General features: G+C 40.9%; 9 protein-coding genes. 7 read left to right on the top strand and 2 right to left on the bottom strand.

Annotated features, from left to right (window positions below):
• Nucleotides 1-24 precede the first annotated feature (24 nt).
• Together B5G52_RS14405 and B5G52_RS14400 are read left to right on the top strand one after the other, a co-directional pair.
• Nucleotides 25-1812: a bifunctional diguanylate cyclase/phosphodiesterase gene (locus B5G52_RS14405; protein WP_087533339.1), complete on the top strand. Its 1788-nt coding sequence runs from the start codon at nt 25-27 to the stop codon at nt 1810-1812.
• Nucleotides 1813-1875: 63 nt separating this feature from the next.
• Nucleotides 1876-2688: an ABC transporter substrate-binding protein gene (locus tag B5G52_RS14400; RefSeq protein ID WP_087533338.1), complete on the top strand. Its 813-nt coding sequence runs from the start codon at nt 1876-1878 to the stop codon at nt 2686-2688.
• Nucleotides 2689-2804: 116 nt separating this feature from the next.
• On the opposite strand, the gene uvrA is transcribed toward B5G52_RS14400, so the two are convergent.
• A complete protein-coding gene (gene uvrA / locus B5G52_RS14395) occupies nt 2805-5624 on the bottom strand; it encodes an excinuclease ABC subunit UvrA (protein ID WP_087533337.1) in 2820 nt (939 codons plus the stop codon).
• A 165-nt stretch (nt 5625-5789) separates the two neighbouring features.
• On the opposite strand from uvrA, the gene B5G52_RS14390 reads away from it, so the two are divergent.
• The 5 genes from B5G52_RS14390 (at nt 5790) to B5G52_RS14370 (ending at nt 11231) form a co-directional block, all read left to right on the top strand.
• Nucleotides 5790-7157 carry an MFS transporter gene (locus B5G52_RS14390; protein WP_087533336.1) on the top strand — a complete coding sequence of 456 codons (1368 nt, stop codon included), beginning with the start codon at nt 5790-5792 and terminating at the stop codon, nt 7155-7157.
• Between the two features lie 20 nt (nt 7158-7177).
• Nucleotides 7178-7909: a single-stranded DNA-binding protein gene (gene ssb / locus B5G52_RS14385; RefSeq protein ID WP_087533335.1), complete on the top strand. Its 732-nt coding sequence runs from the start codon at nt 7178-7180 to the stop codon at nt 7907-7909.
• Between the two features lie 252 nt (nt 7910-8161).
• Nucleotides 8162-8878, top strand: coding sequence for an arsenical resistance protein ArsH (gene arsH, locus B5G52_RS14380; protein WP_087533334.1), 717 nt, complete (start codon nt 8162-8164; stop codon nt 8876-8878).
• Between the two features lie 18 nt (nt 8879-8896).
• Entirely contained in the window at nt 8897-9322 is a 426-nt protein-coding gene (locus B5G52_RS14375) for an arsenate reductase family protein (RefSeq protein WP_087533333.1), read from the top strand.
• A 184-nt stretch (nt 9323-9506) separates the two neighbouring features.
• On the top strand, nt 9507-11231 hold the full coding sequence (locus tag B5G52_RS14370) for an EAL domain-containing protein (RefSeq protein ID WP_140394332.1): 1725 nt from the start codon (nt 9507-9509) through the stop codon (nt 11229-11231).
• A gap of 81 nt (nt 11232-11312) precedes the next feature.
• On the opposite strand, the gene B5G52_RS14365 is transcribed toward B5G52_RS14370, so the two are convergent.
• Nucleotides 11313-12221, bottom strand: coding sequence for a 1-aminocyclopropane-1-carboxylate deaminase/D-cysteine desulfhydrase (locus tag B5G52_RS14365; RefSeq protein WP_087533331.1), 909 nt, complete (start codon nt 12219-12221; stop codon nt 11313-11315).
• Between the last annotated feature and the right edge of the window lie 30 nt (nt 12222-12251).

Below are 12251 nucleotides of genomic sequence, written 5' to 3'. Positions count from 1 at the left end.
TAATAACTGTCGGTTTGGTGCTAGGTGAGTATTCAGCGAATTACATTAGAAAAAATATTACACAACAGTAATATAACAACCTTATTCCAACCGATTTTTGATATTTCTAATAAGCACATACTAGGTTATGAAGCATTAAGTCGCGGCCCTAAAAATAGCCTGCTAGAAATGCCGAGCGAGCTTTTTAGTGCAGCAATCAGTTATGATAAAATTTCAGAATTAGAGTTGTTATGTCGTTCAAAGGCGATTGAAAACTTTGTGAAATTAAAATTGCAGGGTAAATTGTTCTTAAATGTTAGCCCAAAAACACTCCTTGATCCATGTCATCCTAATGGTGAAACCTTACATCTTATTGAACACTTTGGCCTCATCGCAAGTCGGGTTGTTATTGAAGTAACCGAGCAAGAAAAAGTAGATGATGGCTTTTTATTATTAAAAACGATTGCGCACTACCGCAAACTTGGTTTCTCTATAGCGATTGATGACTTAGGGGCTGGTTACTCGGGTTTAAAGCAATGGTCTGAGTTGTGCCCTGACTTTGTAAAAATAGACCGTTACTTTATTGATCATTGCGATCAGAGTGTGGTGAAAAAAGAGTTTTTAAAATCGATTATCGAACTTGCCAAAGTGACTAATACAGAAGTCATTGCAGAGGGTATAGAGCGCATTGAAGAGCTTTATTTATTAGAAAGTTTAGGCATAGTAAATGCACAGGGGTTTTTACTCGAACGGCCGAGTAGAAAACCAAGTGCAGAATTTAAAAGCCCGCAAATAGAGCAGCTTAATTTCACACCTTTAAGTAATCAGTTTGAACAATCAATGGCGATCGGTTGGTTGGCCGTAGAGCAAGCCGCCATCGTCAGTGAAACACGTTGTAAAGATGCTCATAAAATATTTGAACAAGATAAAACAATAATCAGTATTGCCGTATTAAACGAGCAACAGCAGCCTGTAGGCTTATTACATAAAGACCAACTGACCGAAGTATTTGCCGCACCTTATGGACATGCACTTTATGATAAACAACCTGTCACGGCTTTAATGCATAAGCAGCCGTTAATTGTAGATGAAAACCAATTGCTTGATACGGTAAGCCAACAAATTACCGAAAACGACTTTGATATTCGACGCCATATTATAATTACGCGCGAAGAACAATATTTAGGTTTGGCACCATTGCGCGATATTTTAAAGCACATTACCGATGAAAAAATTCGTCATGCGCAGCATGCAAATCCACTGACTATGTTACCGGGTAATGTGGCAATAAATGAAGCTATCGAACACCGCTTACGCGGTAAAAATGGTTTCTCTCTTGCGTATATAGACTTAAATCACTTTAAGCAATTTAATGACCTGTATGGTTATGCCAGCGGCGATAGTGTGATCAAGCTATTAGCTGATGTCATTGTAAAGGCCTGTACTAATATCCCTAGTTTTGTTGGTCATATAGGAGGGGATGACTTTATGGTGGTATTTGACAGTGATGAAGCCACTCTCGTGTGTAATTACATAATTAATGATTTTGAAGCCAAAGCTCGTGCATTTTTTACTCCTGAGCATATCGCCAGTGGTGGCTATTGGGCAAGTAATCGTGAAGGGCAAAAGCAGTTTGTGCCATTACTCACCTTATCAATAGGTCTAGTAGAGCCTGATTTAGCTCTATGTAACAACAGTCACCAAGTGGCTGCGCTTGCAACTGATGCTAAAAAAGAAGCAAAACGATACCGAGAAAGTCATTTATTTGTTTGTAAGCGACGAAGCCCTGCACCTGCCGTGGTTAGGCTTAATCCGGATAAGCACGCTTTATAACTTTATACTTGAGTAATTACTCACCAGCGTGTAGTTTAGAAAAAACACTCTTTATTAGCCCAAATGAAACGAGCCTTTTTTTATTTGCCCATACACGCGGTATTGTTTTATTGCGCTACGCTGACTGCACAAACCATTAATGTAGCCCAAGAGCCGAGAGCACAATATAAGCGTGATGAATACTTAAGCATCTTGTTAGAGCAAGCCCTTATAGCGGCACAATACCCTGCTAAAATTAACCACGTTATTGTACATCCACATCAACAACGCACTTTGATTAGCTTAGAAGATAATAATGTCGATTTATACTGGAGTATGACCAGCCCAGAACGAGAAACCTTGGCTATAGCAATAAAGATCCCACTATATCGCGGTTATATTGGTAAACGCGCGCTCGTAACTAATCGCCAGCTGCTACCATTATTTGAAAAAATAAGCACTATTGAACAACTCGAACAACTAAGCGCAGCTCAAGGGCATGATTGGCCAGATACAAAAATATTGGCTCATAACGGGTTAACCGTCAGGCCATTTGCGAACTACGAAGCAATGTTTGCTTTGACAGCCAAAGGTAAAATAGAGTACTTCCCGCGTTCATTTATAGAAGTAACGTCTGAGCTTAATGAGGTTGATAATCCTGACTTAGCGATTGTGCCTAACCTGTTTATTAGTTATCCAGCTGCATTTTATTATTTTGTATCAAAAGAAAAGCCCGAGCTCGCCAATGCGATTGAAAAAGGGTTGCTTAAAATGGAGCAAAACGGGGCGTTTAGTCAATTATTTGATAGTTACTTTTTAGAGGACTTAAAATCATTGCCCTACCAAGTAGATAAAGCAACAGAGCTTAAGTTAATAAATCCATACTTTGAAAATTAAATACTTTATATAAGGCGTGCTTTATAAGGCTTAAAGCTGTGCTTTTTGCTTTATCAGCCTATTTGCACGCCATTTTGCTACTTTAAAGTATCGTAACATTCCTTGTCCTTTATTGTTTAAAGTAGAGCTTTTAAATAATGCCCGGTATGTGAACGCTCACACTCAGCGACTTCTTCAGGTGTGCCTGCGATTAATATTTCACCGCCGCCAGCACCGCCTTCAGGGCCTAAATCAACAATCCAGTCTGCGGTTTTTATCACATCAAGGTTGTGCTCAATCACCACAATAGTATTACCGTGGTCACGTAAGCGATGCAGTACAACTAATAGCTGCTCGATGTCAGCAAAGTGCAAGCCTGTAGTTGGTTCATCAAGAATGTACAGAGTTTTACCGGTATCGCGCTTAGACAGCTCACGAGCCAGTTTAACACGCTGTGCTTCACCACCTGAGAGTGTTGTAGCGGCTTGACCTAAGCGAATATAAGAGAGTCCTACATCCATTAAGGTTTTTAGCTTGCGTGCAATTGCTGGGATTTTATCAAAATAGTCATGGGCATCTTCAACCGTCATTTCGAGCACTTGGTGAATATTCTTACCTTTGTACTGTACTTCTAAGGTTTCACGGTTATAGCGTTGACCTTTACATACATCACAGGGTACATAAACATCAGGTAAAAAGTGCATTTCTACTTTGATAACACCATCGCCTTGGCAGGCTTCACAGCGACCACCTTTAACATTAAAGCTAAAGCGGCCAACTTTATAGCCTCGAGAGCGAGCTTCTTGAGTACCGGCAAATAGTTCACGAATACCGGTAAATATACCGGTATAGGTCGCAGGGTTTGAGCGTGGTGTGCGGCCAATGGGGCTTTGATCAATATCGATTACTTTATCAAAGTGTTCAAGCCCTTTAATTTCTTTATAAGGAGCGGCTTCTGCGGTGGTTGCACCATTTAGCTCGGTGTGTGCTAATTTGAATAAGGTATCGTTAATGAGGGTTGACTTACCTGAGCCAGACACCCCAGTAATACAGGTCATCAAGCCAAATGGAATCTGCAAGTCGACATTTTTAAGGTTATTACCTGTAGCGCCAAATAACTCAAGCCATTTATCATTGATCAGATGGCGCTCTTTAGGTACTTCAATTTTGCGCTTGCCAGATAAGAACTGCCCAGTGACAGATTTTTCGCTGGCTAAAATGTCATCACGCGTACCTTCAGCAATGACATAACCACCGTGCACACCAGCACCAGGGCCAATATCAATGATATGGTCGGCGGCGCGGATTGCGTCTTCATCGTGCTCTACCACTATAACGGTATTGCCTAAGTCGCGTAGATGAATCAGTGTTTGTAATAAGCGGTCGTTATCACGTTGATGCAGGCCAATAGATGGCTCATCAAGCACGTACATAACACCAACTAAGCCTGCGCCAATTTGGCTCGCTAGGCGAATACGCTGCGCTTCACCGCCTGAAAGTGTATCGGCGCTGCGCTCTAATGATAGATAGTTCAAACCAACGTTAATCAAAAATGATAAACGATCGCGAATTTCTTTTAGTATTTTTTCTGCTATTTGGCCTCGTTGTCCAGTTAAAGTAAGCTCTTCGAAAAAGTCCATCGCTTCGCCAATACTCATTGACGTAATATCAGGTAAGTTTGTTTGGCCGATAAACACACTACGTGCTTCTTGGCGTAATCGTGAGCCTTTACAGCTTGGGCAAGCTTGGCTGGTTTGATATTTTGCCAGTTCTTCACGAACAGAATTAGATTCAGTTTCGCGGTAACGGCGATTCATATTATTGAGCACACCTTCAAACTCGTGGTTGCGAGTAATTAAGTCGCCTCGATCATTGCGGTAATTAAAGGCAATTTTAGTGCTGCCTGAGCCTTCTAAAATGACTTTTTTAGCGTCGTTACTAAGCTCTTGAAAGGGTACTTCTAAATCAAATTTATAATGCTCGGCAACGGCTTGTAGCATTTGGAAATAGTAAAAGCTACGTTTGTCCCAGCCTTTAATGGCACCGCCTGATAAACTAAGCTCTGGGTTTTGAATAACGCGGTTTGGGTCAAAATACTGCCTAACACCTAAACCATCACAGCTTTGACATGCGCCTGCAGGGTTGTTGAATGAGAATAAACGAGGCTCAAGTTCGGTCATAGCGTAGCCACATGTCGGGCAGGCAAAGTTTGCTGATAGCAATAACTCTTCGCTGCCGTCATTATCCATTGAAGCAATTGTTGCAACACCAGACGACAACTCAAGGGCTGTTTCAAATGATTCAGCTAAGCGCTGCTGTATACCATATTTGACTTTAAAACGGTCGACCACAACTTCAATGGTGTGCTTTTTATGTAGTTCTAAGGTTGGTGGATCAGATAAGTCACACACTTCACCATCAATACGGGCGCGAATATAGCCTTGGCTTGCTAACTGTTCGAGTAACTTTACATGCTCGCCTTTGCGTTCTTTTACTACCGGAGCAAGCATCATCAGCTTACTGCCTTCTTCAAAGGCCAAAACAGTATCAACCATTTGGCTTACAGTTTGCGCTGCAAGCGGTAAGTCATGGGTAGGGCAGCGAGGCTCACCAACACGAGCAAATAATAAACGCAGGTAATCGTAAATTTCGGTAATGGTTCCTACAGTAGAGCGAGGGTTATGTGAGGTAGATTTTTGCTCTATGGAGATTGCAGGTGAAAGACCTTCGATGTGATCAACATCGGGTTTTTCCATTAATGATAAAAACTGTCTGGCGTAAGCAGATAAAGATTCTACATACCGACGTTGCCCTTCTGCATATAAGGTATCAAATGCTAAAGACGATTTACCAGAACCAGATAGGCCAGTGATAACAATTAACTTATCACGGGGAATGGTTAGGCTGATGTCTTTTAAATTGTGCGTGCGGGCGCCTCGGACTTCAATGTTTTCCATGCTATCTCGTTTCATTACCAAATGTATTTACTGAGTATCTCATAATACGCAACAAGATTAATCCTTGATCAATGAAAAAATCATCGCTTTAGGACGATTATTTCTTATTAAGCTTGTGGTAGAATCCCTGCTCGAATTTTAATAGACAGCAAGAACACGCGAATCATGACAGCTTCTTCACTCAACTCTCGAGAAAAACGCGCCGCAGTATCACTGGCCAGCGTGTTTGCATTTCGTATGCTTGGCCTTTTTATGCTGATGCCGGTACTTGCTATTTATGGGCAAGAGCTTTCAGGCTTTTCACCACTGTGGATAGGTATCGCGATTGGTGCTTATGGTTTAACGCAAGCTGTATTGCAAATTCCTATGGGCTGGTTGTCAGATAAAATAGGCCGGAAAAAGGTTATTATTGGTGGTTTGAGTGTATTTGCTTTAGGCTCGGTGATTGCTGCCACGGCAGATTCAATGCAAATGGTCACGCTAGGCCGTGCTTTACAAGGTATGGGAGCGATAGCCAGTTCTTTACTTGCTTTTGCTTCTGACTTGAGCCGTGATGAACAAAGACCTAAAGTGATGGCAGTGATTGGTATGAGTATCGGCATGAGCTTTGCCTTTGCGATGTTACTCGGACCGATGGTTGCCGCTTCTTGGGGTATTGCGGGAATTTTTTGGTTAACAGCTGCATTGGCAATTGTAGGTATTTTTATTGTATTGTTTTTGGTGCCTAAAGCCGTTAATAAAGCCCCTAAAGGCGATACATTAGCAAGCTTTACCGATATTAAAAAATTGGTGAAGCATCCACAGCTTGCACGTTTAGATTTAGGTGTGATGTTACTGCACTTAACGCTGACCACTATTTTTGTTGCATTACCTGGGCAACTTATCGCCAAAGGTTTGGTCGCAGAGGCACATTGGCAAGTGTATATTCCAGTATTAATATTAGCGTTTTTATTGATGGCACCGGTGATGATCATTGCTATCCGTAAAGAAAAAGAAAAGCAGGCTTTTTTAGGCTCTGTTGCTATATTGGTACTAAGCATGGTGGCACTTGCAGCAGGTGTTAATTCGGTTGTAGGTATGGCGCTTTGTATGCTTGCATATTTTGTTGCTTTTAACTTTTTAGAAGCCACAATGCCAGCGCTTGTCTCACGTTTAGCACCAGCTAACCAAAAAGGGTCAGCGATGGGCGTGTTTTCGTCAGGGCAATTCTTTGGTGCATTTTTAGGTGGTATTTTAGGGGGTTACGTTGCGCAATCAACAACCCCGCAAGCAGTGTTTGCCGCAGCCGCACTTGTTGGGGTAATATGGCTTATCCTTGCGTGGCAAATGCAAGTCCCGCCTAGAAGTAAAATGATTAGCTTAATGACAGAATTAAGTTCAGAGCAGCAAGCACAAGCGCTTGCCTCTAAATTGGTTGCTTTACCAGGTGTATTAGAAGCAACTGTAGTATGCGAAGAAAATCGCAGCTATTTAAAGATTAATGATAAAGAATTTGACCTAGACCAAGCCCGTAAAATGGCTGGTTTGAGCTAACGTAAATAGGAGAAAGGTCCATGGCACGCGGTGTTAATAAAGTAATCTTGGTTGGTAATTTAGGTCAAGATCCAGAAGTACGTTATATGCCCAATGGCAATGGCGTAGCAAACATTACTTTAGCTACTTCAGATAGCTACAAAGATAAAAACACCGGCCAAATGGTCGATAAAACTGAATGGCATCGCGTGGTGTTTTTTGGCAAATTAGCTGAAATCGTAGGTGAATACTGCCGTAAAGGTTCACAAATTTACGTAGAAGGTAAACTGCAAACACGTAAATGGACTGATCAACAAGGGCAAGAAAAATACACCACAGAAATAGTTGTAGATGGCTTTACTGGTCAAATGCAAATGTTGGGTGCTCGTGGTGGCGACCAACAAGGTGGTGGCTACCAAGGCGGCCAGCAATCTCAAGGTGGTCAATCACAAGGCGGTTACGGCCAGCAGCAAAACGCACCACAACAAGGTGGCGGTTACGGTCAACAACAAAGTGCACCGCAACAAAGTGGTGGTTACGGCCAACAGCAGAGTGCACCACAGCAAGCACCAGCTGCACGCCAGCAACCTGCAGCTGCACCGCAGCAGAATAACCAATACCAATCAGGCGGCGGTTATAACCAGCAGCAAAGCAGCAATAACAATGCACCGCAACAAGGTGGTTTTGCTCCTAAGCCGCAAAATGCCCCACAAGGCGGCGCATCAAATCCAATGGAACCACCAATTGACTTTGATGACGATATCCCGTTCTGAGGAATACAAAAATAAAATGTTGATAAACATTCAAAGGCCGCTTTTTAGCGGCCTTTTTGATTCTAAATATTAAATAACCAGATCTCAGGTTAAATACTCTATTTGCTTGTACTCGTTACTTCTATTTTTAAACGCGATTATGGAGGGGCACTTGCCCTACCTGTATCAAATAAGTTTGACTTGGAAAACTTTACATGTAAAATTCCATATATTCAGAATTTCATATGTGCGGATCGCTAGGAGCCAAAACCAATGACAGAAAAAATTGAATTACCAAATATCGACAAAGAGCAAAGTAAAGTACCAAGTATTGCTGACTTTAACGTTAACCTTTCAGCACATAAACCAAAGATTTTGTTGCTGTATGGGTCTTTAAGAGAGCGCTCATACAGTAAGTTAGTTATTGAAGAGAGTGCGCGACTACTCACGCATTTTGGCGCCGAAGTTAAAATCTTTGATCCACAAGGCTTACCGCAAACCGACAGTGAGGATGAGTCACATCCTAAAGTGCAAGAGCTACGAGAATTAATGCTTTGGTCTGAAGGGCAAGTGTGGTGCTCGCCTGAGCGCCATGGCTCTATGACAAGTGTATTTAAAAATCAAATCGATTGGGTACCATTAAGCTTAGGCGGTGTTAGACCTACGCAAGGAAAAACATTAGCTGTGCTTCAAGTATGTGGTGGCTCTCAGTCTTTTAATGTTGTAAATCAATTACGTGTTTTAGGCCGTTGGATGCGTATGGTCACTATTCCTAACCAATCATCTGTGCCAAAAGCATATTTAGAGTTTGACGATAATGGCCGTATGAAGCCGTCTTCTTTTTATAATCGCATTGTTGATGTGATGGAAGAGTTAATGAAGTTCACTTTGTTACTACGGGATCAGAAAGACTACTTTGTTGATAGATACTCTGAGCGAGTGGAGTCAGCGGAGCAAGTGAGTGAACGTGTAAACCAACGTTCTATTTAAATTGATCAGGAGTTGAGCATGGTTGTTATTCATCATAATCCGGATTGTGGCACGTCGAGGAATGTATTACAGCTGATTAAGGCCTCAGGGTATGAACCTACTGTAATTGAGTATTTAAAATCCGGCTGGACTAAGCCACAGCTCCTCGCCTTATTTGCTGCGGCAAATTTAACCCCCAAGACAGCCCTTAGAGTGACTAAGTCACCGGCCAAAGAGTTGGGGTTATTAAATGAAAATGTATCTGATGAACAAATTTTTGAAGCAATGCTGAAGTACCCTGTTTTAGTCAATAGACCCATTGTGTGTACAGCTAAGGGGGTTAAATTAGCGCGTCAGAGTGAAACGGTATTAACACTATTAGATAAGTGGCCGTTAGGCCCGTTTCATAAAGAAGATGGTGAGATGATTTTAGATGAAAATGGCAATCTTATTAAGCCGCAATAGTCAGTCGTTTTCTTTTGACAAATTAGGTAAAGAAAAAATAAAACCTTATAGTGGCTTAGGTAATTAAAAATACGATAGTTTTATTTACTATCGTTATCGGTAACATTTAAAGTGAGCGCTAAGCCTTGTGTTTATTGAGATCTTGAACAACACTTTACCTATTCTAACTAACTCTGTGCGTGCTATGGCAATTAAATCAAAGAATGTGCGTATGCATATGCTGAGTGTTTATGTTGGTGTTTGTCTATTGCTGCTTGGTATTTTTAACCTTTTGCTAGGTGAGGTGCTACATCAAAAAGTTCACGTTACAGGCACTGAGCTTGCTAAACAAATTTACAGTCTCAAGTTAGATCTAATTATTGATAGAGATATTATTTCTGCTTTGGCAAGTGCGCGTGGTTTTATGTTAGAGCCAGATGAAGCCCCTACTCATTTTTCAGCTTTAATGAATAAAGAAAGTGAAGTATTTAATTATAAATCAACCAGTCTAAAGCTTTATCATTGGCCTTCTTGGGTGGTTGAAAGCTATTTATTTATCTTATTAAACCTTGTTGTTGTAGGTGCCGCCGTGTGGGGGTACCGTTGGTGGATTTTGTTAGTGAAGCGCTACGAAAAAAATGCTTTTAAGAACCCAAAAAAAGAACACGTGTACCAGCCTTTAATTACTCATAACTCACATCCACAGAGCAAGGTGCCAGTAGACAAGGCGCCTGTAACACAAAATGCTAAAGAAGATGCAATGAGCAAGTTGTATTGTTTACATCAAAATAAACAGAGTTTTTTTGCTTTATTTTATTGGTCCTATCCTTTTCCCGAAAGTATTGATTTAGAAAGCCACTTTAAGCTAGTTTTAACTAAAGGGTTTATTGAGTTACCACAAGTGTCGGTGAAGTTACTTGGCTCGGGAGGAGTGGCAATTACTTTACAGGGCATATCGTTATCAGAGATAGACCAATATACACAAAAGCTCCATCAAACTATTTATCAGGCGTCGTTAGTTTACCGTGGTGATTTGTCTCGCAAAGATATTAAAGTAGGCGTTTGTAATTACCGTACAGGTGCTGATCAAGCAATTGTTTATCAGTTAACAAAATCGGCCCTTGAGCAAGCCAAGCAAAGCCCTTGGCAGCATGTGCATAGACTGCCGTTTAACCATACTTATGCCGAGGTATTAAAAAACAGTGATGAGGTGTTACCAGAGTACATCACCAAGAAAAGGTTTATGTTATTTTTTCAGCCATTATTTGAGCTTGATACTGGTGAGATGCTACAGCATGAAGCGCTAATTCGGATTCGCCATAAATCGCTAGGCTTGTTATCGGCAAAGCAGTTTATTCCATATCTAAAAACCAACAACGAAGTTATGCAATTGGATATTGCCGTTATTGAGCATGTAATCGCTTTACTAAAAAGCGAACCGAGCTCTTTAATTGTGAGTATCAACTTGCATGCTTTTAATTGGTATAGTGTAAACTTTTGGCAATGGTTTAAAGGTAAAGTAGGGGCATTTAATAGGGCGGATAAACTGCAGTTTGAAATATCAGCAGATGACTTTTACACGCAGCAACATAAATTATCTTTGGCGATTAGTCAGATAAAATCAATTAATGGAGCAATTGTAGTTGATAACGTGATGAGTATTGATAAGTTAACTTTTCTAGCTGAGTTTAAGCTAGTAAAAGGAATAAAGCTTGGTTATGAGGTAATTCATGGTATTGATAAGAGCCTGAAGCAACAAAAAATTGTACGTCAAATTGTAATAAAGAGCAGTAAGCTAAATCTACCTGTATATGGAGTAGGCGTTGAAACCCAGCAAGAACTTAAAACGTTACAAATGCTAGGAATTACTGCTGCTCAAGGGTTTTATTTTACAGAGCCACTGCAAGAGTTTACTCAGGTAACATCTTGAACTAAATAACCTGAACTCTGGTTAAGAGATGTACTAATGTATTGATATTAAATCACAAATATATTTATTAGTCTCCAGAGTTCAGGTTAATTGCCGATAACGTAATCCATCTAACCCCTGTAATCCACCGGTGTGAATTGCCGTAATTTTACTTCCCGCAGGAAAATAATCAGCTTTGATTAACTGCCATAATGCGAACATCATTTTACCAGAATAGATAGGCTCTAATGGTAGTTGATGTTGAGCTTGCATTGTTTGACAAAAGTGCCAAAGCTCCGGGGAGAACTTACCATAACCACCCCCGTGATGATTACATAATAATTGCCAGTTATTTTGTGTACGAGCGCGCATACTCAATGCTTTAATCTCGTCAATGAGATAATCAGCCTGCTTTAAGACGGCGATGCCGATTACGTGAATGTGTGGTTTAGCTCCTTCAATTAGTCCTGCTAATGTACCACCACTGCCGGTGGGACAAATAATATAATCAGACTCAGGTAATGATTGGGCAAGTTCTTTACAGCCTTGCAAAGCAGCATGATTTGTTCCGCCCTCTGGCAATAGGTAGGCATTTGGAAAGCGTTGCTGTAATTGTGCTAAATACTCTTCATTGTGGCGTTTTTTATATTCAATGCGTGTTATCGGATATAGCTGCATACCGCACTGCTTAGCAAACTTAATGGTGGGGTTGTTTAAATCAAGCTCAGGCCCGCGAATAATGCCGTGGGATTTAAAATTAAAGTGTTTTCCGGCTGCTGCACAGGCATGTATGTGATTTGAAAAAGCCCCGCCAAACGTCACTAATTCGTGTTTTTTTTGTGCTTGCATCTCAACTAAATTGTACTTGAGTTTTCGCCACTTATTACCACTAATGAGTGGGTGTAGCAGATCGTCACGCTTTATGCGTAACGAAATATTTCTTTTTTTTAACTCGAAGCTATCTATTTGTTGTATAAGGCTATTTTCATCAATGCTGAGGCCGATATGCATAAAGTACCTTTTAAATTAGATTGAAACTTG

This window comes from Pseudoalteromonas sp. A601 (genome assembly GCF_002165575.1).
In the GTDB taxonomy this organism is placed as follows: domain Bacteria; phylum Pseudomonadota; class Gammaproteobacteria; order Enterobacterales; family Alteromonadaceae; genus Pseudoalteromonas.
This window is presented reverse-complemented; position numbering and strand designations above follow the sequence as displayed.

What these genes read in the sequence shown, in the direction of transcription:
- B5G52_RS14365 (WP_087533331.1), bottom strand. Translation starts at nt 12,221, where the DNA reads ATGCATATCGGCCTCAGCATTGATGAAAATAGCCTTATACAACAAATA.
- B5G52_RS14400 (WP_087533338.1), top strand. Translation starts at nt 1,876, where the DNA reads ATGAAACGAGCCTTTTTTTATTTGCCCATACACGCGGTATTGTTTTAT.
- ssb (WP_087533335.1), top strand. Translation starts at nt 7,178, where the DNA reads ATGGCACGCGGTGTTAATAAAGTAATCTTGGTTGGTAATTTAGGTCAA.
- uvrA (WP_087533337.1), bottom strand. Translation starts at nt 5,624, where the DNA reads ATGGAAAACATTGAAGTCCGAGGCGCCCGCACGCACAATTTAAAAGAC.
- arsH (WP_087533334.1), top strand. Translation starts at nt 8,162, where the DNA reads ATGACAGAAAAAATTGAATTACCAAATATCGACAAAGAGCAAAGTAAA.
- B5G52_RS14390 (WP_087533336.1), top strand. Translation starts at nt 5,790, where the DNA reads ATGACAGCTTCTTCACTCAACTCTCGAGAAAAACGCGCCGCAGTATCA.
- B5G52_RS14375 (WP_087533333.1), top strand. Translation starts at nt 8,897, where the DNA reads ATGGTTGTTATTCATCATAATCCGGATTGTGGCACGTCGAGGAATGTA.
- B5G52_RS14370 (WP_140394332.1), top strand. Translation starts at nt 9,507, where the DNA reads ATGGCAATTAAATCAAAGAATGTGCGTATGCATATGCTGAGTGTTTAT.